Source organism: Streptomyces sp. NPDC052236, assembly GCF_044548015.1.
In the GTDB taxonomy this organism is placed as follows: Bacteria; Actinomycetota; Actinomycetes; order Streptomycetales; family Streptomycetaceae; genus Streptomyces.
The window spans coordinates 170,692-194,686 of sequence record NZ_JBIUBL010000013.1 but is presented as its reverse complement, the minus strand read 5'-3'; the positions used below and the strand labels follow the sequence as shown (position 1 = coordinate 194,686).

Sequence of the window (23,995 nt, the reverse complement as noted above, 5' to 3'; positions counted from 1 at the left end):
CCTTTAGCGAGGTGGGCGCGCCCGGGGGGTCATTCGCCGCCGACGCTGATGTTCGGGTTGCCGTCGCTCCCCTGCGGCTTCAGTTCGATCTGGATCGTGTGCGTGGTGTCCCGTGCCGCCGTGCCGCCGCCGCCCGCCGTGAGCACCCCGATCCGCAGCTCGGCCCGGCCGCTGCCCTCGCGTCGCACCTGCACCGCGAACTCCAGATTCACCTTCTCCACGCTGAACTTGAGGCCACGGCCCTCGCCCGCCCGCTGTGCGCGCTCCAGCTCGTCCCGGACCTGCCCGATGACCTCGGCAAGCCCGACCACCGCATTATCGTCACGCTCAGCCATCGCGCCCCTCGATTCCCGTAGTTATCATTGCCGAGTATGGGGGAGCCGTCGCGGACGTCCAATTCACAGTCACCGGCAGAGACTTGGCGGGTCTGCCTGCTCCGTACGCAGGACCGGGCAGGCCGTCCCCTCGGAGCCGGAGTGCTGCTCCCCGGGGGCCTCGTCCTCACCTGCGCCCATACGGTGCTGTCCCGCCCCGACGCGGCAGGCGTCCGCACCCCGTTCGACACGGTATACATCGACCTGCCGCACGCCCCGCACTCCGCGCACTCCGGCGACGGGCTGCCCGAGCCGCTGCGCGCCCGCGTGCTCCGCGATTACCTGGTCCCGCTCACCCCGCACTTCAGCGGCGACCTCGCCCTCCTCAAGCTCGACGACGAGCCGCCCGTGCAGCCTGCCGTGCTGCACCGCCAGATCCCCGCGCGCGGCGAACACGTCCACTTCACCGGCTACCCGGAGGACCTGCCCGGCGGCGAGGGCGTCGATGCCCGGCTCATGGGGCGCGGCGGGCCCGCGCCCCATTCCGAGTGGGTGCAACTCGACACCGACGGCACGCCGTACGTCGTCCGGCACGGCTACAGCGGCACCGGCGTGGTCCACAGCCACTCGCACCGGGTCATCGGCATCGTGGCCCATCAGTTCGGCACCCCGCAGGCACGCGTACGGCGCGAGCACGCGTACATGATCCCGACGGAGACCGTGCTGAAGTACCTGCCGCTGGAGCGGCTGGGGCTGGACGTGAGAGGTCCCCGTGCCGTATCCCGCGATGTCGCCGTCCCGCCCGACAGGACCGCGTCCGGCCGGGTCCCGGGGGTGTACCGGCGGTTGACCCGCTGGCTGGACGGCGCGCCCGACACCGACCCCGTCGAGCTGGCGTTCGCCGGTGAGGGCGAGCACGCCGTGCTGCACACGATCCGGTCGGTCCTCACCCTCGCCGACCGGGAGCTGAGCCCGCCGTCAGCCTCCGGCATCCTGACGACGGGCGAGCCACAAGCGGGGTCCATCGACATCGCCCTCCACGCCACCAACCACACCGCCGAGGAACTCGCCGTGCACGCGGCCGAACGCATCGGCCTGAACTACCCGGCCGGTACGGAATACCCTGCGCTCCTCGCACGGATCGCCGACGAGAGCCCGCCCCTCATCGCCGCCTTCCTCTCCGTCGACCGCTCCGCTGCCCCCGGCGCCGACATCGTCGCACTCCTGCGTGCCCTCCTCGCCGGGGGCGACAGCCGGCTCCTTCTCGTCTTCAGCGATCCCCACTCCCCGCTGCTCGCCCTCGTACAGGCCGAACTGCTGGAGCCGGACTGGCGCGACGTACGCGCCGACCGGCTCGCCGGGCGCGTGGACCGGCTCGCCGAGGCCGAGCACCGGCTGTGGCAGCTGCCCCGCCACCCCGGCACCGGCGGCCGTCCCCCGCCCCGGCGCCCCGAGCCGCAGACGCCCAAGCTGCGCGAGAAGCTCCAGGAGGTACGCCCCGAAGGACCGTTGTACGCGTCTCCCGCCCTGCCGCGCGCCCTGTTCCAGCTCGCCGTCGCCATCGAGACAGCGCTGCTGGACGCGGAGTACGCCGAACAGGCACTGGCCGGACCGCTGGGCCCGCACGAGTTCGTCGTAGAGCCGCCGGGCGACGGCCTCACCGATCTGCCGGTCGTCGCCGTACGCGACCCGGAGGCGCTGGTCACCGGCCCCGCCGGGCCCCACCTGGCGGGCGGCACCCTGCTCCACGAGCAGTACGAGGTGGTGGGCCCGTTCGGGCAGGGCAACCACGGGCAGGTGTACCTCGCCCGCGATCTGCTGCTGGAGAACCGGCCCGTGGCGCTCAAGGGCATCCTCGACCCCGGTAACCCCGACGCCGTCCGCCAGGCGCACCAGGAGCGGCTGCGGCTGGTCAGCCTCAACCACCCGTCCATCATCCAGGTGGTCAACTACGCCCGCCATCCGTCGTCCTCGGCCGAGTTCATCGTGATGGAGTACGCCGACGGGGCTTCGCTGGAATGGGTCGCGACCCGGATCGCCCAGCACGACCCGCCATTCGCGGGGTCCCGGGTGCGTGAGTTCATCGTCTCGTACGGACTGCGCATCCTGGACGCGTTCAGCTACCTCCACGACCAGGAAGGGCTGGTCTACGGCGACCTCTCCCTGACCAACGTCCTGCACTGCGGCAACGGCATCAAGCTGATCGACGTCGCGGGCGTACGCGAGCCGAACGCGCCGGGACCGGTCAGCCACCCGCCGCCGGAGACCGGCGCCGGGGGCGGGATGACGACGGCGGGCGACCTCTTCACCGTCGGCGTGGTCCTCAGCGAGCTCCTCGGCAAAGCCCCGGAGCCGCCCGACGACCTCGGCACCGAATCGCTGCAACGGGCCCTGAACCGCGCCATGGCCACCGATCCCCGCCAGCGGTACGCATCGGCCCAGGAGATGGCTCTCCAGCTGCGTGGAGTGCTGCGCGAACTGCGTTCCCTGCGGCTGGGCGAGGAGACCTTCGAGCCGTCGCCGCTGTTCGACCGGGCGGCCACCGCCCTGGACGGACAGCTGGGCAAGGCCCCGCCACTGCTCAGCTGGCGGACGGACGGCCGGGGCCATCCCCTCGGCGCGGGCGTGCCCGAACCGGCCGAGGCCGCGGTGGCCCTGCCCGTGCCCAAGGCGGACCGGCGGGACCCCAACTGGAAAGAGCTACAGCGTACTTCGTACGACGACCCGGTCGGCCTGCTCCAGCTCAGCGGCGAATGGCTGCCCTCGCCCGAGCTGCATCTGCTGCGCTGCCGCCTCCGTCTGGAGCTGGCCCGCGACCACGTACGACACCGGAAGGGCCAGCGGGACCAGGAGCTGGTCACCGCCGCCATGGAACTCGACCGCGCCCGCCGCCTGCTCGGCGACCTCGCCCAGTACGACTGGCGGCTCGACTGGCACCGCGGCCTGACCGAGCTCGCCCACGGGCGGCTGCGCCGGGCCATGAACTCCTTCGACGAGGTGTACCGGGCCATACCGGGCGAGTACGCGCCCAAGCTCGCCCTCGGCTACTGCCACGAGAAGCTGGCCGACGCCTGGCCCGACGCCGGGGACGACAGCGCCCCCCAGGCCGACGAGACGCGTAAGACACACGAAGAGCGGGCCATGCAGTTCTACGAAACGGTCTGGCGGCGCAACCACGCGCTCGGCAGCGCCGCCTTCGGTCTCGCCCGGATCCATCTGGCCCGCGGCAGCGCGGACGGGGCACTGGCCTCGCTCACCGGCGTCCCGCCGGACTCCCGGCACCGCACCGCGGCTCGTACGGCGATGCTGCGCATCCGCGCGAGCCTGCCTGCCGACGGGTCCGCGCCGACGGTGGCCTCGGCGGTACACGCGTACACGGCCCTGCACCGGCTGGTGAGCCACGAGGGGCTGACGGACCGGCAGTCCTACGAGCGGCTCACCGCGGAGCTGAGGGAGCTGCTCCTCGAACTGGTCCGCGCGGCCCCACCGGCCCACGCCGGTCCGCAGGCCGAAGCCCCGGCCGGCCCACTGGCCGAGGTACGGGCGGCGCTGCCCGCCGCGATCCCCGTCCCGGCCACGGAGCGGGAGCTGCGCGAGGAACTCTCCGCCAGCTACCGCCTGCTGGCCAAGCAGGTCGCGCGCACCGACCGGGCCGAGGACGCGGCCCTGGCGGAGGCGCTTCTGGACAAGGCGTACCGGACCCGTCCGGTGGGCTTCAAGCACTACCGGGGGCGGCGGCGGGCGCGTACACCATGGGCGGCGCTGGTCCCCTGGTTACCGCTCGATCTGCTGCGGCCCCGCTCCTCCGGCACCCGGGAGAGCCGATGAATACACCCTCGCCCTCGCGCCTGCTGGGGGCGCTGTGGGACCGCGCCAGGGGCCGTACGCCCGAGGGCGCACAGCCCACCGCCGCGTTCCTGCGCCGCCGCATGATCGTCCTGCCGGCGCTCGCCGTGATCGCCCTCAGCCTCTCGACCGCCGCGTACGGCGACATCCACAGCCGTACGGAGCGGGTGCGGGACCGCTGCGCGCCCGCGCTGGCGGATCTGGCGGAGGCACGGATCGCCCTTGAACTGGCTCACAGCCAGGCCGAATTGCGCCTGAAGAAATCCAAGAATGTCGAGCTCGGCGAGAGGTACAGCTCCCTGCTCACCAAGGCCGCACAGAGCCTCAACCAGGTCGCGCAGACCGGGGCACTGGACAAGGCGGAGGAGCAGAAGCTGCGGGTGGTGTCCGGTCTGGTCGTCGCGTACGACGACAAAATCGCCTGGGCGGCCCGGCATCGGAACACGGACGGCAAATCGAGCGGGCCGAGTGAGCTGCTGCGCAACGCCGGGATCGGCTACGCCGAGGGAATACTGCGCCGCCGCCCCGGCACAACCACTCCCGACAATCCCACCACGATCCTGGACCGCATCAACGAGCTGGAGAGCGATCTCCACGACGAGGCACGCGACTTGGCCGCCCTCAGCCCCCTCAGCCTGGCCGGCGCGACCGCCGCCGCCCTGTCGGCCGTCCTCTTCGCCTTCGTACTCCTCGGCACCTGCGTCTTCCTGCGGGACCGGCTGCGCCTGATCAGCCTGCAACTGGCACTCGCCGCGGTGCCGGTGCTGCTCACCCCCGTACTGCTCGCCGTCGGCGGCGCGCAGGAACACGCCGCGCAGGAGCGCGTCCGTAAGGTCGTCGGAAAGCTGAAGCAGGTGCGCGAGAACCCCAAGGCCCTCGGCCGGATCGAGACCACGGCCCGCGGCGCGGCGGATGAAATGCGCGCGGCCCACCCCGGCGGCTGGTCGCTGACCGCGGGCATCACCGTTCCGGTCGGCGGGGTGGGCGCGGTCGTCTGCGGCGTCACGCTCTTCGTCTACGCCCGCCCCTACCCGGCCGTCCGGACCGCACGGAAGTATGTGGACAACTCATGAAGCGCTTGAGGGTACGGCTGACCGCCGGTCTGCTCGCCGCTGTCGCCTTGGCGGCCGGGGGCTGCTCTGACTACTCGGAAGCGCGGGAGAAGCGCACGCTGGTCGTCCTCGGCCCATGGACGAACGGCGAGGAGGAACCGTTCCAGGAGGCACTTGACGGCATCGAGGAGCGGACAGGGGACGAGTACCACTACGAGGGGACCAGTTCCCTGCGCGAGACCCTGGTCGCCCAGCTCGAGGCTGACGCACCCCCTGATCTGGCGATCCTGAACAGCGTCGGCGAGCTCGCCGAGTACGCCCGCGCCGGTGAGGCGGAGTGGCTTCGCGACGACGTGGTGGACGCCGCGGGGCCGCCATGGGCGCCCCACATCACCCTCAGGGACGACGAAGGCGAACCCCGCACGCGCGCGTACTGGGTACCGGTCCGGGTGGACCTGAAGTCGATCGTGTGGAGCCGCAAGGCGGATGCCGGGGAGAAGCCGGACTGGTGCCTGGGCATGGGCGCGGACGCCACCTCGGGCTGGCCGGGCACCGACTGGCTGGAGGATCTGCTGCTGCAACGGCGGGGAATGGCGGACTACGAGCGGTGGGCGACCGGAAGAATGGACTGGAAGGACACCAGGCGGGTGTGGGAGGAGTGGGCCGACCAGATCGTCCGGGCGAACGGTGAGAACCGGGGCGCGGAGGCTCTCAGGACCGGCTACGAGCAGCGGTTCTCCAACGGTCGGCACGGGCTGTTGAACAGCGGCCGGTGCACCCACGAGCACCAGGGTTCGTTCATCCGCCGCCACTACGGCGACGACGTCCTGCCCACACCCACCACCGCCTACCTCGGCACCGGGAAGCCCACCGCCGAGAACGCCTTCGAGGTCTCCGGCGACATGGCCGCGGTGTTCAAGAAAAGCGACGCCGCCTGGGACCTCCTCAGGGAGCTCACTTCCAGCGCTGCCCGCAAGGCGTGGGCGACGAAGGCGGCGGAGCGCGCGAAGAGCGCGAAGGACGGGGAGAGCAGGGACCACCCGTACTTCCCGGGCGGCACCGTCTCCGCCCAGCCCTCACCCGGCACCCGCGAAGTTCAGCGGCTGCTCAACGACGCGGGGCAGATCTGTCTGGACGCTTCGGACGCGATGCCGCCGACCCTGCGCGACGCGTTCTACCGCTCCGTACTGGAATTCCTGGGCGACCCGCAGAACGACGGCCTGCTGACCCAGCTGCTCACCCAGCTGGAGGCGGAACGGCAGCTTCAGAAGCGGGAGAACGCCTTCGTACTGGGCGACCTGTGCGACCCACCCAGCACCGCCGAAGATCCCTAGCCGAAGATCCCTAGCCGAAGATGACCGTGCGCCGGCCGTTCAGCAGGATCCGGTGCTCCGCGTGCCACTTGACCGCGCGCGCGAGCGCCTGGCACTCCACATCGCGGCCGATCGCCACCAGCTGCTCCGGCGTGACCTCGTGGCCGACCCGCTCGACCACCTGCTCGATGATCGGCCCCTCATCGAGGTCGGCCGTCACATAGTGCGCGGTCGCGCCGATCAGCTTCACACCCCGGGCGTGCGCCTGGTGGTACGGCTTCGCGCCCTTGAAGCTCGGCAGGAAGGAGTGGTGGATGTTGATGATCCGGCCGTTCAGCTGCTTGCACAGGTCGTCCGAGAGCACCTGCATATAGCGGGCGAGGACCACCAGCTCCACATTCTCGGCGCGCACCAGCTCAAGCACCTGCGCCTCGGCCTCGGCCTTGTTGTCCTTGGTGACCGGAATGTGGCGGAAGGGGATGTTGTACGAGCCGACCAGCTCGGCGAAGTCGGTGTGGTTGGAGACGACCGCGGCGATCTCGACCGGCAGCGCTCCGGTCCTGGACCGGAACAGCAGATCGTTCAGGCAGTGGCCGAACCGGCTGACCATCAGGACGATCCGCATCCGCTCCTCGGCGAGATGCATCTGCCAGTCCATCTGGAACGCGTCCCCCACGGCCGCGAAGCTGGACCGCAGCTTCTCCACGGTCGCGGGCGGCTCCGCCGAGAAGTGGACGCGCATGAAGAACAGGCCCGTGTCCTGGTCTCCGAATTGCTGACTGTCCTCGATGTTGCAGCCGGTGATGAAGAGATAGCTCGACACGGCATGCACGATGCCCGGTTTGTCCGGGCAGGAGAGCGTCAGGACGTACTGGTCGGTCATGCTCGTAGGGTGCCATATCCGCGGGGCAATGCCCGAGCCGGTCCGTCAGGCGGACCGGGTCATGATCCGGAGCACATCCAGCGACCGCGGCGGCACATCCGGGTCGTCCCCGTCGTTGCCCGCCATCCGTACGTGCGCCTCGCGGGCGGCCCGTACGGCCTCCGGCCAGCCATGGTGCTCCAGATACGCGGACACCGGAGCGTCCGCGCCCACCTGGTGCATGATCCGCAGCACGCGCAGGACCGCGACATCCACCAGGGCGGCCTCGCCCGAGTCGCGGAAGATCGTCCCGACGTACCTCTCCGCGGACCAGTTGTCCAGCCAGGTGTCCTCGACCAGGCGGTACACGGCGTCGGTGACATCGCCGTACCCCTCGTGGCCGGCCAGCCAGCACTCCTCGTGGAAAACAGGGTCGGAAAGCATGTGCAGCGCCGAGCGCACATTGCAGCGCCAGCGCCACCACGGCATGTTATTGAGCGGCATGTCGCCCATGGTGGAGGAGCGACGGCCGCGACGGGAAGGGTTGTCCGAAGCTTGCTGCACGCGGTCGATCGTACGTTCCCCTCCCGTGGGGGCCTGCGGCCCCCTGTAATTCACCTCGACATCACTTGGCGTTGGGCAATGCTCACTCCCCCGTTACCCGGGAGGCGGAAGCGTGCTGCTTCATGACAGGTTGGCGACGCCCCACCTCACCCCGCCCCTCAAGGACCGCACGTGTTCGCGTCGTACGTGCCGTGCGTGCCGTGCGTGCCGTGCGTCTGACCACGACGGCCGCAGTGGCGGCCGGGGCGTCGCTGGTCGGCGGCTGTGGCGTGCTCCCTGGGGGCTCGGGGGGCTCCAGGGAGACCGTCACGGTGATGACCTTCGCTCCGGAGGGGACCCTGGCGACGAACATGGCCGGGATGCCCGCCATGGCGAAGGCGTACGCCCGCTGGGCCAACGCGGACGGCGGCATCGACGGCCACAGGCTGCGCGTCATCACCTGCAACGAGAAAAACACCACCATCGGCGCGGCCACCTGCGCCCGGCAGGCGGTCAAGGAGGGCGTGGCCGCGGTGGTCGGCTCGTACAGCCAGCACGGCAACGCCTTCATGGCCCCGCTGCAGGCCGCGGGCATCCCCTTCATCGGCGGGTACGGGATCTCCGAGGAAGAGTTCACCAGCTATCTCTCCTACCCCGTCAACGGCGGTCAGGCGGCACTCCTCGCCGGAAACGGCACGCAGCTCGCGGATGTCTGCGAGCGGGTCGCGCTGGTCCGGCCGGACTCCCTCGCCGGCGACGACATGCCCGAGCTCCTCAACTCCGGCCTCGCCAAGGGCAACGCGAGCAAGGCCGCGGACATCCTGGCGCCGGACGACGCGACCAACTACACCAAGCAGGCCACCCAGGCGCGCAAAAAAGCGGCCGGGCCGGAGAGCGGCGGCTCGGAATCGGACAAGCGGCCGGGGTGTGTCACGTCCGCGCTCGGGGACCGTACCGAGACCTTCTTCGACTCCTTCCGGCGGCTGCCGCCCGACGACCGGAAGATCCGCGTCTCCTCGGTCATCGGCAGCGTCGGCCAGCCGCTCATCGACCGCACCGGAGGCCGCACGGGTCCCTTCGAGGGCGCGTACGTCACCAGCTGGTACCCGGAGGCGGCCGACCCGCTCTGGGCGCCGATGCGGGATGTGATCCGTACGCACGCCTTCGGCGACAACGCCATCGACCCGGCGGACCCGGGCGTGCAGACCACCTGGATCGCGTACACCACGTTGAAGAGGGTCCTTGAGCACCTCAAGGACGACGACATCAGCGCGGTGAAGATCGCGCAGAGCCTCGACCGCGGGGTACAGGTGGATACCGGCGGTCTCACGCCGACGCTGCGCTGGAAGTTCGATGACATGCTCGGCGCGCCCGGCTTCCCGCGGATCGTCAACCGGGACGTGACCTTCCAAGTGGTGCGCAAGGGACGGCTCGTGGCTCAGAAGCCGGGCTTCGTGGATGTCGGCAAGACGCTGACGGACTCCGAGCCCGTCAGCTGACGGACGCCCGCCGCCAGCCACCCGCCCCCTGCCCCTGCCCCTGCCGCTACAGCTGCTCGCTGCGGCGCTCCGTGAGCCCGTACTTGCCCGCGATCTTGTTCCACAGGCCGGACGCTTCCTTCTTGGCCTTGGTCGCGTCACCGCTGGCGCGGGTGGCCTCGGCGGTGTGCTCCGTGTTGCGCGCCTTGCCGCCCTTGCACCCCTTCTTCTCCTTGACCTGCCCGGCCCAGGCCGCGTAGTGGTCGTCGGCCGAGGCAGACGCCTTCCACGCCTCGGTGAGTGAGGTGGACAGCGCGGCGTTGTCGGGCAGCTTGTCGATGGTCAGACCTTCCAGCCGCGTCACCAGCGCGCGCCGCTGCTCCGCCGCACCGGTCAGGTCGGTGGCCGCCTGGTCGAGGTTCTTGCACTGCTTGATGTTCTCCACCGAGCGGATCACCGCGGCGCGGCTGTTGTTGCTGTCCGCGAGGAGCTTGTCGAGCGACTCGGCCTGCGCCTTGGCGGGGTCGTCGGCTGCCTTGGCGGAACCGTCGGGAGCGGCGGAGCTCGCGGCCACGTTCTTGCCGGCGCCCGGGTCCTTCTCCTTGTCGTCGTCGCCGCTGAACATCACGGCGCTGACGCCGAGTCCGAGGACGGCGCATCCGACGACAAGGGCGGCCACGACCGGCAAACGCGAGGACCTGCGCCGCTCGGGCTCGGGCGCGGGCTGCTGGTGCCCGTACTGCGGCTGCTGCTGATACGCCGGCTGCTGGTGCTGCTGCTGGTATTGCTGCGGGGGCGGCGGCGCGGACTGCCGACGCTGCTGGCGACCGCCGACCGGGGGCTCGAAGCGGGGCAACTGCGCCGTCGCGTCCGGGGGCGCCTGGGCCGGGACCCCCTCCGCGCGGAAGAGGCTGTCGAACTCGGCGGGCGGCGGTCGCTCGCCGGGCGCCCCGGGCCGTCCGTCGAAGGGCGCGCTGCTGGGCGCGGACGGGACGGGCGGGAGGAACTGCGTGGCGTCGGCTTCCGACCCGCCCGGGGGTACGGGCATGGGCGCGGGCGCGGCTCCCGGCTGGACGCCGAGGTACTGCGTGGACTCGGCGGGAGTCTCGGGCGGCAGCGGCCCGGCGCCCGTGATCGGCGCGATGTACTGGGTCGCGTCGGAGGCGCCCATGACGGGCGCCTGCGGAGGCAAGGCCTGCGGCATCGGCTGCGGATGCGGCATCTGCTGTGGCAGCGGCTGGGCGCCGTACCCGTCGTAGCCACCCTGCGCGGGCTGCTGCTGCCCGTACTGCCCGTATTGCCCGTACTGCCCGGGCATGGGCTGTTGCCCGGGCTGGGGCATGGGCTGTTGCCCGGGCTGCTGCGGAGATTGCTGTTCCGGCCCCCAGGACTGCCCCCACGGCTGCCCACCCGTAGGAGCCACCTGCTCTTCCGTGACTCCTGGTATCCAGGGCTCACTTCCGTCGGAGGGCAGCACGACGCCTTCGTGCGCGTGACGAACAGCGGGAAGCTGCTGTTCGTCACCCTGTCCGCTATGCGTCACCGGGACTCCTACGTGTGGCGTGTGGAACAACCGAACGTCGGGTCACGCTACCGGCTGGCTCAGCCGCTCCGCACACACGTGTGAAAGCAGTGACAAGACTGCTGCTTTACCCACTGCTTCGCCCACCGCCCCGCCCACCGGGCCTCACGCCGCCAGAACCTCCATCCGCGCCCCGAATTCCCGTACCGCCGACTGTTCCGCGTACGGCTCAAGCCGCTGCTGAAGGTCGTCCAGATACTCCGCCCCCCGGCTGGACCGCAGCTTCCCCAGCAGCTCCATCGCCCGCGTCCCCGTATGGCACGCCTGCTCCACCTCCCGCTGCTGCACCTGCGCCGTGGCCAGCAGGACAAGCCCGATCGCCCGCCGCCTCGCCCGCGACTCCGGGTGGCCGTCCAGCGCGTCCGTCGCATGGTGCGCCGCCACGTCCGCGTGCCCCAGGTCGCGGTAGCAGTGCGCCAGTTCGTCCGCGAGGTACGCCTGGTCGAAGTGGGCGATCCACGCCGGGTCGTCGCCCGCCGACGGCTCGGCCTGCTCCAGCGCGGCGACCGCCTTGGCAGCCACCTCGTGGCAGGTGCGGGCGTCCCCGAGCAGGGCGTGTCCGCGCGCCTCGGCGGCGTAGAACATCGCCTCGGCCCGCGGTGTGACGTGCCCGCGGGCGCCTTCCTGCGCGGCGCGCGCCAGTTGGGCGATCTCCCGCGGGTTCCCCAGCTGCCCGGCCAGATGGCTCATGGAGGCGGCCAGCACATAGCCGCCGTACCCCCGGTCCCCAGCCGCCTGGGCCAGCCGCAGCGCCTGGATGTAGTAGCGCTGCGCGAGCCCCGGCTGCCCGGTGTCGACGGCCATATAACCGGCGAGCTCCGTCAACCGCGCGACCGCCGCGAACAGTTCACGGCCGACCGAGTCGCGGTACGAGCCCGAAAGCAGCCCGGAGACCACGCTGTTCAGGTAGTGCACGACGACCGGCCGGACATGGCCGCTGCCGAAGCGGTGGTCCAGCTCGGTAAGCGCGCTCGTCATCGCCCGTACGGCCTGAACGTCCGAGGCCCCGACCCGTGCCCCCGCCGTACGCGCGACCTGCTGGTCCGCGCCCGTGATCAGCCAGTCGCGGCTGGGCTCGACCAGCGCGGACGCCGCGACCGCCGACCCGGACAGGAAGTCGCGGCGGCCGACGTCGCTGCGCCACAGCTCGCAGACCTGCTCGATCGCGCCGACCACGGTCGGCGAGAACTGCAGACCGACTCCGGAGGCGAGGTTCTTGCCGTTCGCCATGCCGATCTCGTCGATCGTGACCGTACGGCCGAGCTTGCGCCCCAGCGCCTCGGCGATGATGCCCGGCGCCCGGCCGCGCGGCTGCTGCCCGCGCAGCCAGCGCGCCACGGACGTCTTGTCGTAGCGCAGGTCCAGCCCGCGCTCCGCGCCTGCCATGTTCACGCGACGGGCGAGCCCGGCGTTGGAACACCCTGCTTCCTGGATGAGTGCCTGCAACCGTTCGTTCGGCTGTCGGGCGATGAGAGGCCTGGCTGCCATGAATACCCCCTGAGGCCGCGGTGATCCATGAAGTGATCACTGCCCGGCTGATATGCGGAGAATGCAGACTTAAGAAGGCGTTGGACGGTTTTTTCCGTACGACGTGCACCCGTACGACGTGTACTCGTACGAGCCTCCACCCCGGCGTCCTACGTGCGCGATGACGCCCCCGTCCCCCACCCCCCTGCCTGTGGTTACCCGCCCTCCACCGCATGGCGTCATGCGCGCCCCCGCCGGTGCACCCATGCGCCCCGCGTGCAGGATCGATGCCTCACGCACCGCCGAGTGACGCCCGTAACCCAAGGTGAAAGCGGGAGTTGAGTGGGGCGTGGAAGAAACGACCATCGGACTCACTCAAACCGCGCGGATCCCGCAGCAGCGAGGTGAGCAGCTGCTGGACAGCGCCGTGCGGTACGCGGAAGAGCGGCACTGGGACGTGTTCCCCGGCACCTGGCTGGAGGCGGTGGAGGGCGCGGAACGCTGCTCGTGCGGCGACACCGCCTGCCCCCTGCCGGGCGCGCACCCGGTCCGCCCGGACTGGGAGAACCTGGCGACCGGCAGCGCGGTCGGGGCCCGCCGACTGTGGTCGGCGCAGCCGAGGGCGTCGATCCTGCTGCCGACAGGACGTGCCTTCGACGCCCTGGAGGTCCCGGAGTCGGCCGGTTTCCTGGCACTGGCACGACTGGAGCGGATGAATCTCCCGCTCGGCCCGGTCACCTGCACCCCCGACCGCCGGATGCTGTTCTTCGTACTGCCGGGCGCGGCGGTCAAGGCACCTCATCTCGTACGTACGCTGGGCTGGATGCCGAGCACGATCGATCTGGTCGCGCGGGGCGAGGGCCATTACGTCGCGGCGCCCCCGACCAGGATCGGCGGCCATGGCGCGGTGCAGTGGGCGCGCCGCCCGACGCCCGCCAACAGGTGGCTGCCGGACGCGGACGACCTGATCAGCCCGCTGGCGTACGCGTGCGGGAGGGAGGCGGCGGCGGAGCGGACCCGGCGGGGGCCTGGGCGGTAGGGCATACATAGGGTGGTCCTGTATACGGCTGCACGGCGGCGCGAATGGCCACAGGGACACCGAAAGGCGGGGCAGCATGCCGGACCAGGCGATCGGAGCCACGGAGGCGGGCGAAGCGCGAACGGCGCGGCCCGCCGTTCGTGTGGAAGGCCTGTGGAAGCGGTTCGGCGAACAGATCGCGGTCGCCGGAATCGACCTCACGCTCCCCGCGGGCAAATTCATCGGCCTGGTCGGCCCGAACGGCGCGGGCAAGACGACGACGCTGTCGATGGTGACTGGCCTGCTCCGCCCGGACCAGGGCCGGGTGGAGGTCGCGGGCCACGACGTATGGCGCGACCCGGTCGAGGTGAAGGCACGCATCGGCGTACTGCCCGAGGGGCTGCGCCTCTTCGAGCGCCTCTCCGGCCGCGAGCTCCTGGCCTACAGCGGGCGGCTGCGCGGCCTGCCCGGCGAGGAGGTCGACAAGCGCGCGACGCAGCTGCTGGACGTACTGGACCTGGCGGGCGCGCAGCACAAGCTGGTCGTCGACTACTCCACGGGCATGCGGAAGAAGATCGGGCTCGCGGCGGCGCTGCTCCACAATCCCGAGGTGCTGTTCCTGGACGAGCCGTTCGAGGGCGTCGACCCGGTGTCGGCGCAGACGATCCGCCGGGTGCTTGAGCGGTACACCGCGTCGGGCGCGACGGTCGTCTTCTCCAGCCATGTGATGGAGCTGGTGGAGTCGCTGTGCGACTGGGTGGCGGTGATGGCGGCGGGCCGGATCCGGGCGCAGGGCACGCTGGAAGAGGTACGGGGCAGTGCGCCGACGCTTCAGGAGGCGTTCCTGGAGCTGGTGGGGGCGACCGGCCCGGGGGCCGGGGAGTCGCTGGACTGGCTCGGCGGCGGAGGCACCCGTTGAGTACGTCCGCGAGCAGGCCTGGCAGTACGTCAACGGCCCTCACCCCCATCTTCATCCGCCTCAAGCTGTCGCTGCTGCGCAACGGCCTGAAGCAGTCGTCCGGCCGGAAGGCCGCGTACATCTCCTCGATCGTCGTCACACTGCTCTTGGCGGCGCTCCAGCTGATCGGCCTGATCGCGCTGCGCGGCAACGAGGACGCGGCGTCGGCGGTGGTACTGCTGACGGCCGTGCTGGCACTGGGCTGGGCGTTCATGCCGCTGTTCTTCGCCGGCGGCGACGAAACACTGGACCCGACCCGCCTGGTGATGCTGCCGCTGCGCCCCGCGCCGCTGGTACGGGCCCTGCTGGCGGCGTCCCTGGTGGGCATCGGCCCGCTGTTCACGCTGTGCCTGGCGGTGGGCTCGGCACTCGCCCTCACGCACGGCGCGGCGGCTCTGCTCGTCTCCGTACTCGCCGTGCCTCTCACTCTGCTGGTGTGCGTGGCCCTGGCACGGGCGGTCGCCGCGGCCAATATCCGCCTGCTGACCTCACGCAAGGGCCGCGACCTGGCGGTGCTGAGCGGCCTGGTGATCGCGGTGGGCATCCAGTTCGTCAGCTTCGGCCTGCAGCGGCTCGGCGACGCGGGCGGCCTGTCGGCGCTGGACCCGGCCGCGGAGTTCGTACGGTGGCTGCCGCCGGCGTCGGCGATCGGCGCGGTGGACTCGGCGAGCGAGGGCGCGTACGCGGTGGCCGCGGGTCAGCTGGCGCTGTCGGCGGCGGCTCTGCTGCTGCTTCTGCGCTGGTGGCAGGGCAGCCTGACGAAGCTGACGACGAGCCCGGACGGCTCGACCCTGGCGGCGGCGTCGGAGCCCACTCGTCAGGAGAGCGGCGCGTCCTCCGGCTTGCATCGGCTGCTGCCCGAGGGCCGTACGGGCACGGTGATGCAGCGGAGCCTGCGTTATGTCTGGCGGGATCCGAAGACGAAGGCGGCGTGGGTGTCGGCGCTGGCGATCGGCCTGATCGCGCCGGTGCTCAACGCGGTTCAGGGCGGGGGCTCGCTGTACTTCGCGTGCTTCGCGGCGGGGATGCTCGGCATCCAGATGTACAACCAGTTCGGGCAGGACACGTCGGCGTTCTGGATGGTGGCGCTGACGATCTCGTCCACGAAGGACGCGTACATGGAACTGCGCGCCCGGGCACTGGCACTGCTGGTGATCACGTTCCCGTACACGGTGCTGGTCTGCGTCGTGACGGCGGCGCTGCTGGGCGACTGGCGGGCGTTGCCGGAGGTGCTGGGGCTGTCGTTCGCGCTGCTGGGCGCGATGCTGGCGACGGGAGCGGTGGCTTCGGCCCGCTTCCCGTACTCGATCCCGCAGGACAGCGCGTACAAGAATGTCGCGCCGGGGCAGGCGGGGCTGGCGTGGATCTCGATCCTCGGCGGCATGGTCTCGGCGGCGCTGCTGTGCGCGCCGCTGATCGCCCTGGTGATCTGGCTGAACGCGTCGAACGCGGAGTCGGCGCTGTGGCTGCTGCTGCCGGTGGGGGCGGTGTACGGGGCGCTGATCGGGTACGCGGGGGTGCGGGTGGCGGCGCCGCAGACGGCGGCGAGGCTGCCGGAGATCTTGACGGCGGTCAGCAAGGGATGAGCCTGGCCGTACGGCTGTTCGCGCCAGTGAAGTAGCGTGCCGATCATGTCAACACCGCCGCCGAACCCTTACGGACAGCCGCCGCCGAATCCTTACGGGCCTTACGGGCAACCTCCGCAGTACCCGCAGCAATATCCGCAGCAGTACGGGCAGCAGTACCCGCAGCAGGGCCAGACCCAGGGGTACGGGGGCTGGCCCACGCCGCCCCCTCTCCCTCCGCAGCCGAAGAAGAACCAGGGCCCAAAGATCGCGCTGATCACGTTGGCGTCGATCGCGGGTCTTCTGGCGCTCTCGTGGTTCGGAAACAACATCGTCAGCGGATCGGACGGCGGCAGCGACGACAGCTTCCCCGCGGCGGAGTACCAACTCACGCGCCCCCAGACGCTGCTCGGCGGAAAATACAAGCTGTCCGACGACCAATCCGCGGAGCGTCAGGGGCAGTTGGCGGGGACAAGCGAGGCCAACATTCGCGATCCCAAGGCCTCCGTGGCCCAGTACGTCTCGACGTCCGAGGCCGGCGTCCTCGTCATATCGGGCATGCACGGCCGCATCAAGGACGCGGACGAGGCCCGCAGCAGAATCCTGAAGGGCGCCGGGGAATCGGACGGATCCACCATCGCCGTACCGGCAAAGGACTTCACTCCGGCCGGCTCGGACGTGACCATCACTTGCCAGGTACTGACGACCGAACAGACGGACGGCAGCGGCAACAGCACGCTCCCGATGTGCGCGTGGGCCGACGAAAACACGACCACGGCCGTGGCCCTGACCACGGTCGAGACCTCGAAACAGTCCCCGGAGGAGGTCGACCTCAAGGCGGTGGCGGAAGCAACGGCGAAGATCCGCGAGGAGACCCGGAAGCCGATCGGCTGACGGCTCGCTCAGTTGGGGCTGATGAGCTCGAACCAGACGCCTTTGCCGTTGAGGTCCCCGAGCGCGAGGGGCGTCCCTGTGTCGGTTCCCCAGCGGCCTTCGGTGACCGCGTCAACGATCCACATGCCGCGCCCGCCCTCGCCGTCGTAGCCCTGCTGCATGACGGGCGGGCTCTGCTCGCCGTCGTACACGGTGACGCGCACGTCGGAAGCGTCGATGGCCAGCCGGACCAGGGAGCCGATGCCTTTTGCGTGTACGCAGGCGTTGGTGACGAGTTCGGAGGTGCACAGGGTGGCGGGCTCGACGAGGTCGTGGAGTTGCTGGGCGCGCAGGACGGAGGCGACGAAGTCCCGGGCGATGCGGGGCGAGGTGTCCAGGCACGGGCAGAAGAGGGTGTACGAGGGCATGGCTCATCAACTCCACTGGTGATGGGTGACGTTGATGCCAGTCGGTTGCCTAGCCCGCGCAGCGTTGCCTGGCGAGTGCGCTTCCAACCGGCAGTCAGTACGGCCGCAACGGTCCGTACTGGACGCGCTACACACCGTAGGGGAATAGATAATGGTGGCGCAACCTCATGGTGAAGATTGCCATTACCCCCGGACCCCGTGCCATGCTGGCCCGGCCTACCCGTTGAGCGCGGCCACCAGGGAGAGTTGACGCATGCCGCCGAGGAGCAACCCCACGGCCCGGCAAGAACGCCTGGGCGCAGAGCTGCGCAAGATGCGTGAGCGATCCGGAGTCACGGCTCGGAGCGCTGCCGCGCTGCTTGGCTCCAATCCCATGCAGATGAGCCACGTCGAGTCCGGCCGTAGCGGCATCAGCGAGGATCGAATCCGACGACTCGCCGCCTACTACGCCTGCGACGACGCAGAGTTCATCGACGCGCTGGTCGCGATGGCCACCGAGCGCGGGAAGGGCTGGTGGGTGGCGTACCGGGGCACGATCGCCCCGGCGGGCCTCGATCTTGCGGAACTGGAGCACCACGCCACCGGAATTCGCACGTTCGAAGTCACCCACATTCCTGGCCTGTTCCAGACCGAGGACCACATGGGGGCGGCGTTCCGGTACGTGTCTCCGGACTGGCCCCAGGCCGACTTCGACGCGCACGTCGCCTTCCGCTCGCGCCGGCAGCAGATCATCACCGAGAGCGGGCAGACCCCGTTCGAGGCGCTGATCCACGAGGCCGCCCTGCGCATCAAGGTGGGTGGCCGGAAGACGGCCCGGGCCCAGCTTGAGCGCATCCTGGAGCTTTCCGAACTGGATCACGTAACCGTTGGCGTCATCCCCTTCGACACGGAGGATTTCGCAGGGGCCGGACACTCCATGCTCTACATCAGCGGCCCCGTGCCACAACTCGACACCGTCCAGCTCGACACAGCGCACGGCGGAGTCTTCTTGGATGCCGAACCACGGCTCAAGCAGTACCGAACACGCTACGGCCAGATCCAGACCACCGCCCTCGCACCCGCGCCCTCCCAAGACCTCATCAACCGCATCGTTCACGAACTGTGAAAGGGATCAACGTGCCCACACCTCTCCACTGGCAGAAGTCGTCCTTCTCGGGCGGAGGTTCGGGGGAGAACTGCATAGAACTGGCGAGCGCCCCCGCCGGCATCCACGTCCGCGAGAGCGACGCCCCCACAGCCGTGCTGACCACAAGCCCAGCACCACTTCGCGCCCTGATCACCGCCCTCAAGACGGGCGCGCCGTGCCGAACGGATTGTCGATGATTTGACCTCCTCCCCCACATGAAATGTGGGGGATTCTCTCCCTGGCGTCCGCGTGTGTGGTGCGCCTTGAGTCGGGTTCCTGTTTTCCTCCCCGCCATGGGTGGGGGGTTGTGCGCGCTGCCCGGGGCAAGCCCCTTGGTCTTATATGCGCTCCGCAGGCGTTTACCTTGCTGGTTGCCCGGCAAGGGCCCCCGGTCCGGGGGTGGGTGGTGCTGCTGAGGGTGTCTGTGCGGCGCGGATGCGCCGTCCTTCGTGCTTGATGTTTTTGCCCGCGTTGTGGTCGCGGTCGTGGCGGGTTCCGCAGGCGGGGCAGGTCCAGGTGCGGATGTGCAGGGGCTTGGGTCCATCGCGGTGCCCGCAGGCCGAGCACACCTGGGAGGAGGGGAAGGTCCGGCCCACCTTGGTCAGGGTGCGGCCGTACCGGGTGGCCTTGTACTCCAGCATGGTGATGAACGTCGACCATCCGGCGTCGTGGACGGACTTGGCCAGCCGGGTGCGGGCAAGGCCCTTCACACTCAAGGTCTCCACGCTGACGGCTTGGTTCTCGCGGATCAGCTTGGTGGAGAGCTTGTGGTGAAAGTCCTTGCGTGCATCGGCCACCTTAGCGTGCGCGCGGGCGACCTTGACCCGCTGCTTGTCGCGGTTCTTCGAGCCCTTGGCCTTGCGGGACAGGCGGCGCTGCTCACGGCAGAGTTTCTTCTCCGCCCTGCGCAAGAAGCGGGGTGAGCTGACCCGGGAGCCGTCGGCCATGACGGCGAAGTGGGCCAGGCCCAGGTCGATCCCCTGATCGGTGTCGAGCGGGGACAGAATCTCGTTCGCCGGATCGCTCTCCACCACGAAGCTCGCCCAGTACCGGCCGGACGCGTCCTTGATCACGGTCACGGTGGTCGGCACGGACGGCAGCGTGCGGGACCAGCGCACCCGCACCGGGCCGATCCTGGGAAGGTTCAGCTTCCCGTCCGCTGTGATGGACCAGCGGGCATTCGCGGTGAACCGTACCGTCTGCCGGCTGTCCCGCTTGGACTTCATGCGCGGCTCACCGACCCTCGCCCCCTTGCGGGTCCCCTTGAGGCTCGCGAAGAAGCTGGAATACGACGCGTCCAGGTCCCGCAGCGACTGCTGCAGCACCACCGCCGACACCTCGGCGAGCCATGCCCGCTCGGGTGTCTTCTTCGCCTCGGTGATGAACCGCTTCGACAGTTCCGCCGACGTCGGATACGGCAAACCCGCCAAGCGCGCGTCCCGCCGCGCTCGAAGACAGTCGTTGAACACCACCCGCGCACAGCCGAATGCCCTGCTCAGCGCGGTGCGCTGACCGGGACCCGGCTCGATGCGGAAGGAGTAACGAAGCTGCATACCTGCACCGTATGACGGCCGGTTCATGACCCAGTACGGAAAGATCAGTACTGGGAGATATTGCTCTTTTCGCCCCGCACGCGCACGTAATGTTCCTGATCAAATATCGTCGCAATGTGTTCACCGACTGACATCTGACGCGGTGCGAGAAAATCAGGCCGGCAGTGTGCACGGACTTCGAGAGCGAACTGACCGAGTCCAACGGTGAGGCCGAACGCGTCTCCTCCTCATCGACTTCCGCCCAAGGTCGCCGTCTCCAAAACCAGCCGACTCCTCAAGGGCGTGTCCTGCCAACGGATGCCGTAGGAGTTCCACGACCCGGTGCCCCACTATTACCGGGCCAACAAGCATGGGGCCTTCCCGCCGAAGGCAGGGCAAGGTCCGGCTCCTACTTCGCCAGGTCCCTCTGCGGAGCCAGAGCCTCCATCGTCCGCCAGCAACCGAGCAGCAAAACCCTCCGCTCAAACCTGCGGGTCAGGGCACATCTCAGAATCGCTTCACCACCGGGCTGAAGCCCGGCGCACTGCGATTAATTCCGGTAGCGCCACCGGCCATCCGCGCCCCGGCGTGCCACATCCGTCGCCGTGCCCTCAATGTGCACGTGCTCGCCCCCCCCGGCCCCGGGCCATCGATGACCCAGTCGACGATCAGCAGAGCGATGTCGTCGGCGACATACGTATGCCGAGGCTGGACGCTGATCGGCAGGCCCAGGGCCAGGAAGTCGGCCGTGGCCTTGGCCAGCGCGTCTCCCGTGACCTGCTGACCGGGGTGGGGGACGAAGACGGCACCAGGTTCGTACACCTGCGCCACCGCATCCGCTCTGCCCGTGTTGAAGGCCTCGGCGAATACCGCAGGGTGTTGCTCCGGGGCGGTGGTCAAGGAAACAGTGGGGGCATGGTCACGCCCGACGTTCGGCTCAATGTTCATGGCACCAGCCAACCCGGCCACAGCGTGGCTCACCAAACGGAAACCCACGACGACTGGGACGACGCACTCGTACCCGAGGAGCGCGGGCGCACCAGCCGCCCCGAGCCCGCCTACCCGGTCGAGGTCGCTCTCGCCGCCGTAGCGGGCCGCTGGACCACGCTCGTCCTGCGCAAGTTGATGCACGGGCCGCATTCCTTCGGCAGCCTGCGGGAACGGCTGCCCGAGATCAGCGCCAAGGTGCCCACCGAACGCCTGCGCGTACTGGAGCGGCGAGGCCTGGTGGCTCACGACCGGTTGGCCGGATTTCCCGTACGCACCCGCTACCAGCTGACCCCGGCCGGCGCAGCCCTGAGGCCACTGCTCATCGAGCTGTACCGCACAGGGGCGGCGCTGACGGCCGCCGATGCCGGGGGCCCGCCCGCCCGCACACAAGCGGCGCTTTCCGGTCGAAGCGGGTCGCCCGGGAAATGACCCGCCCGAGCATCTACGCAGGTCAGAGGGTAGTTTTCCGCTGTACCATCGAGATACGTCCACATGCTGGACACCCTCGCGCACCCGCCCCGAGCTGCCCGAACGACCATTCGGTCACGAGCTCCCGAGTCGCGCGGCCGGAAAGGGGATGACCAACGTGCTCTCACTGTCCGCATACGTAAGACTCCCGACCGCAATCACAACCGCGAGCGAAGGAGCTCCACGCATGCGTTACATCCGCACCACACTCACGGCGGCTTCCATAGCCACAGCCACCGCCCTCGTCCTGACCGGCACCGCGGCGGCGGGCGTCGCGCACGCCCAGCCCGCCGGCCTGTACGCCCCGTCCGCCCTCGTACTCGCCATCGGCAAGGGCGAGCGAGCCGCGACAGCCACCGTCGAGCGCGCCGTCACCCTGAACTGCGCTCCCCGCCCCACCGGGACCCACCCCGCACCCGCCTCCGCCTGCGCGGAACTGCGCTCCGTCGACGGTCGCTTCGCCGCCCTCACCGAGGAGCCGTCACAGAAGATGTGCACGCGCCAGTGGGACCCGGTTGTCGTGACCGCCCAGGGCGTGTGGGACGGCAAGCACGTCTCCTGGTCGGCCACCTTCGGCAACGCGTGCGAGATGGAAGGGACCCTGGCGGAAAGCAGCACGGTCTTCGCCTTCTGACCGCGTCACGCGACGTTCCACGAGGCCGGTAGTCCGCCCCCACAGAAGACGCACACGAAGTCGTCCTCCCGCACGACGTTGATCTCCCCGCAGCCGACGCACCGCCGGAAGACGACCTCATACGTGAATCCATCAGGACGACCGAGCCCGACCCGATCCAGGGCATCGGCGACCGCCGGCCAGGAACCGAGGTCGGGGCAGTAGCCGGTCGACTGGTTGCTGACCTCGCTGACCGCCCCAGCCGTTGCCGCCACGGCTGAAGGCGATCTCTCCCGCACCAAGCACCCACCCGCGCCCAGCGCACGCGACGTGCTCACTGCGCCGCGGTCCAACCACAGGTCCTCGCTGGTGTCGATGACGTACGTGAACGGCTCCGCCAACTCGTCCAGCGCCTGCTCCGAGACCCACTCCTCGAAGTCGCGAAGCGTGCGGATCAGCCGGCCTTCGCTCCCAGGCCGTACGGCGGCCCGAATCTCGGCGGGCCCCACATATCCGTAACTCCGGGCTGCGGCACTGGCAGGCCTGTCCGGTGTCCCTTACGACCAAATCCCCTGCTGCGGGGTGTCGATGACGGGCGCAATGAGCGGGTGCGGGTGCGCGGCCTCGGTTCCGCCGCTTCCGTAGGGGCGGGTAAGGATTTCGAGGCGGTGGCCGTTCGGGTCGTCGAAATACACGCCGCGGCCGTCGTCCCAGGTGTTGATCTCGTCCGGCTGGTTGTGGAAGGGGTCCGCCCAGTAAGGCATCTTCAGCTCCTGGATCCGGGCGAAGATTTCGTCGAACTCGGACTCGGTCACGAGAAACGCGTAGTGCAGTTTGTCGAAATCGCCGTCGTTGTTCATAAAGTCGAGGGTTGTGTCCTTACTCACCTGCAGGACGGCGAATTCCCCCATTCTGACTGGCTGGGGCAGGCCGAGCAGCTCGGAAAAGAAGGTGGCGGTCTTCTCCTTGTTGTGCACGGCCACGATGTGATGGTTGAGAACCGGCATGACATTTTCCGTTCCGTGGGATTGGCATCGGGGAGAGCCTTGTTCGACCGCTTCCGTCAGGCTCTCCCCGCCGTCGTGTACCCCGCTCCTCGTTTCACATCCGACTCGGCCTCGGAAGGCCCGGACTGATCGTCTTTGTGTTCGATTGCGACAGGAAGGGCAAGGTGGAGTGGGCGGTTGGGGGTCGGCAGAAGCGGCCAACGGACCGGAGGACGAGCAGTATTCCCGCCGGTATACTCGAGCCATGGACACCACCATCAAGATCGACTCGAAGGCGAGGGACCAACTCGCGGCTCTCGCTCAGGTCCGAGGTACCACGATGCGTGCCCTGATCGAGGAGTTCGCGGCCACCGCGCTCACCCCCCAACAGCTCGAGGAGCGCGCGGAGCGTACGCGCGCCTTCCTCTCCGAGGAATTCGGCCACCGGTTCAGTGACGAGGACTCCGCCGCGCTGCGCTCCCGCATGCGCGAGGAGTACAGCGCGCACCGAGCAGCCCTGCGCGGGACCGGCGATGCGGCGTGACCTTCGATCATCTCGAACACTTCGTCCTGGACACGGAAACGCTCCTCGCCCTCGGTGGGAACAAGCAGGTCTCCGGCCTGATCCACATCGCGAGCGGCGATCAGTACATGCGACTGTGGGTTCCGGTGGTGAGCATGCTGGAGGCCGAACGTGAGCGGCCGGGCATCGTCGAGTACGTCGGCATCCTGGATGTACTCCATCCCATCGCAGCCGACTACGAAGCCGCTCACACCCTCGCGGAAATGCACCGGCGCCAGATCCCCTTCGGCGTCGCGGCGGCCGTTCACGCCGCACGGCCGGACGCGGAATTCCCGGAGGGAAAGCTCGTCACCACGGTCGCGCCTACGGCGTACGAGGGGCTGGGCGTGCGGGTGATAGACCTCAACCGCTGACCACACCGCAACGCGCCCGGCCCCGCCAAATCGGTGACCGACCAA

Annotated in this window: 25 protein-coding genes; 15 read left to right on the top strand and 10 right to left on the bottom strand. The window is 69.8% G+C overall.

The genetic code is table 11. From position 1 onward, the window contains the following. Positions 1 to 29: 29 nt before the first annotated feature. Complete coding sequence (locus ACIHCQ_RS22615; protein ID WP_399665026.1) at positions 30 to 335, bottom strand: trypco2 family protein; 306 nt, start codon at positions 333 to 335, stop codon at positions 30 to 32. A gap of 141 nt (positions 336 to 476) precedes the next feature. On the opposite strand from ACIHCQ_RS22615, the gene ACIHCQ_RS22610 reads away from it, so the two are divergent. Genes ACIHCQ_RS22610 through ACIHCQ_RS22600 form a run of 3 tightly spaced genes read left to right on the top strand, consistent with a single transcriptional unit; the run spans position 477 to position 6,546 of the window. Then, positions 477 to 4,142 (top strand): tetratricopeptide repeat protein, encoded by a 3,666-nt coding sequence (locus ACIHCQ_RS22610; protein ID WP_399665023.1) that lies wholly within the window; start codon positions 477 to 479, stop codon positions 4,140 to 4,142. After that, complete coding sequence (locus ACIHCQ_RS22605; protein ID WP_399665020.1) at positions 4,139 to 5,233, top strand: hypothetical protein; 1,095 nt, start codon at positions 4,139 to 4,141, stop codon at positions 5,231 to 5,233. The genes ACIHCQ_RS22610 and ACIHCQ_RS22605 overlap by 4 nt, the downstream gene beginning before the upstream one ends. Continuing rightward, positions 5,230 to 6,546 carry an extracellular solute-binding protein gene (locus ACIHCQ_RS22600; protein ID WP_399665017.1) on the top strand — a complete coding sequence of 439 codons (1,317 nt, stop codon included), beginning with the start codon at positions 5,230 to 5,232 and terminating at the stop codon, positions 6,544 to 6,546. The genes ACIHCQ_RS22605 and ACIHCQ_RS22600 overlap by 4 nt, the downstream gene beginning before the upstream one ends. Before the next feature lie 10 nt (positions 6,547 to 6,556). Here the strand turns inward: ACIHCQ_RS22600 and purU are convergent, their stop codons facing one another. Beyond that, positions 6,557 to 7,408 carry a formyltetrahydrofolate deformylase gene (purU, locus tag ACIHCQ_RS22595; RefSeq protein ID WP_399665014.1) on the bottom strand — a complete coding sequence of 284 codons (852 nt, stop codon included), beginning with the start codon at positions 7,406 to 7,408 and terminating at the stop codon, positions 6,557 to 6,559. A 45-nt stretch (positions 7,409 to 7,453) separates the two neighbouring features. Then, entirely contained in the window at positions 7,454 to 7,900 is a 447-nt protein-coding gene (locus ACIHCQ_RS22590; protein ID WP_399665204.1) for a hypothetical protein, read from the bottom strand. 173 nt (positions 7,901 to 8,073) lie between these two features. Here ACIHCQ_RS22590 and ACIHCQ_RS22585 point away from each other — a divergent pair, with 173 nt between their 5' ends. After that, on the top strand, positions 8,074 to 9,429 hold the full coding sequence (locus ACIHCQ_RS22585) for an ABC transporter substrate-binding protein (RefSeq protein WP_399665011.1): 1,356 nt from the start codon (positions 8,074 to 8,076) through the stop codon (positions 9,427 to 9,429). A 46-nt stretch (positions 9,430 to 9,475) separates the two neighbouring features. Here the strand turns inward: ACIHCQ_RS22585 and ACIHCQ_RS22580 are convergent, their stop codons facing one another. After that, entirely contained in the window at positions 9,476 to 10,579 is a 1,104-nt protein-coding gene (locus ACIHCQ_RS22580) for a hypothetical protein (RefSeq protein ID WP_399665008.1), read from the bottom strand. 42 nt (positions 10,580 to 10,621) lie between these two features. On the opposite strand from ACIHCQ_RS22580, the gene ACIHCQ_RS22575 reads away from it, so the two are divergent. Next, on the top strand, positions 10,622 to 11,035 hold the full coding sequence (locus tag ACIHCQ_RS22575) for a hypothetical protein (RefSeq protein ID WP_399665005.1): 414 nt from the start codon (positions 10,622 to 10,624) through the stop codon (positions 11,033 to 11,035). A gap of 60 nt (positions 11,036 to 11,095) precedes the next feature. Here the strand turns inward: ACIHCQ_RS22575 and ACIHCQ_RS22570 are convergent, their stop codons facing one another. Continuing rightward, on the bottom strand, positions 11,096 to 12,478 hold the full coding sequence (locus ACIHCQ_RS22570) for a transcriptional regulator (protein WP_399665002.1): 1,383 nt from the start codon (positions 12,476 to 12,478) through the stop codon (positions 11,096 to 11,098). A gap of 328 nt (positions 12,479 to 12,806) precedes the next feature. On the opposite strand from ACIHCQ_RS22570, the gene ACIHCQ_RS22565 reads away from it, so the two are divergent. The 4 genes from ACIHCQ_RS22565 to ACIHCQ_RS22550 all read left to right on the top strand — a co-directional run bounded on the left by ACIHCQ_RS22565 (position 12,807) and on the right by ACIHCQ_RS22550 (position 16,892). Then, positions 12,807 to 13,496 carry a bifunctional DNA primase/polymerase gene (locus ACIHCQ_RS22565; RefSeq protein ID WP_399664999.1) on the top strand — a complete coding sequence of 230 codons (690 nt, stop codon included), beginning with the start codon at positions 12,807 to 12,809 and terminating at the stop codon, positions 13,494 to 13,496. Between the two features lie 76 nt (positions 13,497 to 13,572). Continuing rightward, positions 13,573 to 14,394 carry an ABC transporter ATP-binding protein gene (locus ACIHCQ_RS22560; RefSeq protein WP_399664996.1) on the top strand — a complete coding sequence of 274 codons (822 nt, stop codon included), beginning with the start codon at positions 13,573 to 13,575 and terminating at the stop codon, positions 14,392 to 14,394. After that, positions 14,391 to 16,019, top strand: coding sequence for a transporter (locus tag ACIHCQ_RS22555; protein WP_399664993.1), 1,629 nt, complete (start codon positions 14,391 to 14,393; stop codon positions 16,017 to 16,019). Before ACIHCQ_RS22560 ends, ACIHCQ_RS22555 begins: the two co-directional genes overlap by 4 nt. A gap of 45 nt (positions 16,020 to 16,064) precedes the next feature. Next, positions 16,065 to 16,892: a hypothetical protein gene (locus tag ACIHCQ_RS22550; RefSeq protein WP_399664991.1), complete on the top strand. Its 828-nt coding sequence runs from the start codon at positions 16,065 to 16,067 to the stop codon at positions 16,890 to 16,892. Between the two features lie 8 nt (positions 16,893 to 16,900). On the opposite strand, the gene ACIHCQ_RS22545 is transcribed toward ACIHCQ_RS22550, so the two are convergent. Continuing rightward, positions 16,901 to 17,299 carry an ATP-binding protein gene (locus ACIHCQ_RS22545; RefSeq protein WP_399664988.1) on the bottom strand — a complete coding sequence of 133 codons (399 nt, stop codon included), beginning with the start codon at positions 17,297 to 17,299 and terminating at the stop codon, positions 16,901 to 16,903. A gap of 253 nt (positions 17,300 to 17,552) precedes the next feature. Between ACIHCQ_RS22545 and ACIHCQ_RS22540 the strand changes: the two genes are divergently transcribed. Next, on the top strand, positions 17,553 to 18,404 hold the full coding sequence (locus ACIHCQ_RS22540; protein WP_399664985.1) for a helix-turn-helix domain-containing protein: 852 nt from the start codon (positions 17,553 to 17,555) through the stop codon (positions 18,402 to 18,404). Next, complete coding sequence (locus ACIHCQ_RS22535; RefSeq protein ID WP_399664982.1) at positions 18,401 to 18,622, top strand: DUF397 domain-containing protein; 222 nt, start codon at positions 18,401 to 18,403, stop codon at positions 18,620 to 18,622. The genes ACIHCQ_RS22540 and ACIHCQ_RS22535 overlap by 4 nt, the downstream gene beginning before the upstream one ends. A 162-nt stretch (positions 18,623 to 18,784) precedes the next feature. On the opposite strand, the gene ACIHCQ_RS22530 is transcribed toward ACIHCQ_RS22535, so the two are convergent. Next, on the bottom strand, positions 18,785 to 19,978 hold the full coding sequence (locus ACIHCQ_RS22530) for an RNA-guided endonuclease InsQ/TnpB family protein (protein WP_399664980.1): 1,194 nt from the start codon (positions 19,976 to 19,978) through the stop codon (positions 18,785 to 18,787). A 486-nt stretch (positions 19,979 to 20,464) separates the two neighbouring features. Further along, the gene (locus ACIHCQ_RS22525; protein WP_399664977.1) at positions 20,465 to 20,905 is read right to left on the bottom strand and encodes a YybH family protein; all 441 of its coding nucleotides are present in this window, start codon (positions 20,903 to 20,905) and stop codon (positions 20,465 to 20,467) included. A 24-nt stretch (positions 20,906 to 20,929) separates the two neighbouring features. Here ACIHCQ_RS22525 and ACIHCQ_RS22520 point away from each other — a divergent pair, with 24 nt between their 5' ends. Both ACIHCQ_RS22520 and ACIHCQ_RS22515 read left to right on the top strand, forming a co-directional pair. Then, on the top strand, positions 20,930 to 21,376 hold the full coding sequence (locus tag ACIHCQ_RS22520) for a winged helix-turn-helix transcriptional regulator (RefSeq protein ID WP_399664974.1): 447 nt from the start codon (positions 20,930 to 20,932) through the stop codon (positions 21,374 to 21,376). Positions 21,377 to 21,602: 226 nt separating this feature from the next. Further along, positions 21,603 to 22,049 carry a subtilase-type protease inhibitor gene (locus tag ACIHCQ_RS22515; RefSeq protein ID WP_399664971.1) on the top strand — a complete coding sequence of 149 codons (447 nt, stop codon included), beginning with the start codon at positions 21,603 to 21,605 and terminating at the stop codon, positions 22,047 to 22,049. Positions 22,050 to 22,054: 5 nt separating this feature from the next. Here ACIHCQ_RS22515 and ACIHCQ_RS22510 read toward each other — a convergent pair whose 3' ends face one another. Together ACIHCQ_RS22510 and ACIHCQ_RS22505 are read right to left on the bottom strand one after the other, a co-directional pair. Beyond that, positions 22,055 to 22,537, bottom strand: a complete 483-nt coding sequence (locus ACIHCQ_RS22510; RefSeq protein ID WP_399664968.1) for a hypothetical protein — start codon at positions 22,535 to 22,537, stop codon at positions 22,055 to 22,057. A 48-nt stretch (positions 22,538 to 22,585) separates the two neighbouring features. Next, on the bottom strand, positions 22,586 to 23,035 hold the full coding sequence (locus ACIHCQ_RS22505) for a VOC family protein (protein WP_399664965.1): 450 nt from the start codon (positions 23,033 to 23,035) through the stop codon (positions 22,586 to 22,588). 244 nt (positions 23,036 to 23,279) lie between these two features. Between ACIHCQ_RS22505 and ACIHCQ_RS22500 the strand changes: the two genes are divergently transcribed. Together ACIHCQ_RS22500 and ACIHCQ_RS22495 are read left to right on the top strand one after the other, a co-directional pair. After that, complete coding sequence (locus tag ACIHCQ_RS22500) at positions 23,280 to 23,558, top strand: hypothetical protein (protein WP_399664962.1); 279 nt, start codon at positions 23,280 to 23,282, stop codon at positions 23,556 to 23,558. Beyond that, on the top strand, positions 23,555 to 23,950 hold the full coding sequence (locus ACIHCQ_RS22495; RefSeq protein WP_399664959.1) for a hypothetical protein: 396 nt from the start codon (positions 23,555 to 23,557) through the stop codon (positions 23,948 to 23,950). Before ACIHCQ_RS22500 ends, ACIHCQ_RS22495 begins: the two co-directional genes overlap by 4 nt. The last annotated feature ends 45 nt before the right edge of the window (positions 23,951 to 23,995 follow it).

What these genes read in the sequence shown, in the direction of transcription:
- ACIHCQ_RS22550 (WP_399664991.1), top strand. Translation starts at nt 16,065, where the DNA reads ATGTCAACACCGCCGCCGAACCCTTACGGACAGCCGCCGCCGAATCCT.
- ACIHCQ_RS22540 (WP_399664985.1), top strand. Translation starts at nt 17,553, where the DNA reads ATGCCGCCGAGGAGCAACCCCACGGCCCGGCAAGAACGCCTGGGCGCA.
- ACIHCQ_RS22545 (WP_399664988.1), bottom strand. Translation starts at nt 17,299, where the DNA reads ATGCCCTCGTACACCCTCTTCTGCCCGTGCCTGGACACCTCGCCCCGC.
- ACIHCQ_RS22500 (WP_399664962.1), top strand. Translation starts at nt 23,280, where the DNA reads ATGGACACCACCATCAAGATCGACTCGAAGGCGAGGGACCAACTCGCG.
- ACIHCQ_RS22600 (WP_399665017.1), top strand. Translation starts at nt 5,230, where the DNA reads ATGAAGCGCTTGAGGGTACGGCTGACCGCCGGTCTGCTCGCCGCTGTC.
- ACIHCQ_RS22570 (WP_399665002.1), bottom strand. Translation starts at nt 12,478, where the DNA reads ATGGCAGCCAGGCCTCTCATCGCCCGACAGCCGAACGAACGGTTGCAG.
- purU (WP_399665014.1), bottom strand. Translation starts at nt 7,408, where the DNA reads ATGACCGACCAGTACGTCCTGACGCTCTCCTGCCCGGACAAACCGGGC.
- ACIHCQ_RS22575 (WP_399665005.1), top strand. Translation starts at nt 10,622, where the DNA reads ATGCGGCATCTGCTGTGGCAGCGGCTGGGCGCCGTACCCGTCGTAGCC.
- ACIHCQ_RS22515 (WP_399664971.1), top strand. Translation starts at nt 21,603, where the DNA reads ATGCGTTACATCCGCACCACACTCACGGCGGCTTCCATAGCCACAGCC.
- ACIHCQ_RS22525 (WP_399664977.1), bottom strand. Translation starts at nt 20,905, where the DNA reads ATGAACATTGAGCCGAACGTCGGGCGTGACCATGCCCCCACTGTTTCC.
- ACIHCQ_RS22560 (WP_399664996.1), top strand. Translation starts at nt 13,573, where the DNA reads ATGCCGGACCAGGCGATCGGAGCCACGGAGGCGGGCGAAGCGCGAACG.
- ACIHCQ_RS22585 (WP_399665011.1), top strand. Translation starts at nt 8,074, where the DNA reads ATGACAGGTTGGCGACGCCCCACCTCACCCCGCCCCTCAAGGACCGCA.
- ACIHCQ_RS22580 (WP_399665008.1), bottom strand. Translation starts at nt 10,579, where the DNA reads ATGGGCGCCTCCGACGCGACCCAGTACATCGCGCCGATCACGGGCGCC.
- ACIHCQ_RS22590 (WP_399665204.1), bottom strand. Translation starts at nt 7,900, where the DNA reads ATGGGCGACATGCCGCTCAATAACATGCCGTGGTGGCGCTGGCGCTGC.
- ACIHCQ_RS22505 (WP_399664965.1), bottom strand. Translation starts at nt 23,035, where the DNA reads ATGCCGGTTCTCAACCATCACATCGTGGCCGTGCACAACAAGGAGAAG.
- ACIHCQ_RS22615 (WP_399665026.1), bottom strand. Translation starts at nt 335, where the DNA reads ATGGCTGAGCGTGACGATAATGCGGTGGTCGGGCTTGCCGAGGTCATC.
- ACIHCQ_RS22530 (WP_399664980.1), bottom strand. Translation starts at nt 19,978, where the DNA reads ATGCAGCTTCGTTACTCCTTCCGCATCGAGCCGGGTCCCGGTCAGCGC.
- ACIHCQ_RS22605 (WP_399665020.1), top strand. Translation starts at nt 4,139, where the DNA reads ATGAATACACCCTCGCCCTCGCGCCTGCTGGGGGCGCTGTGGGACCGC.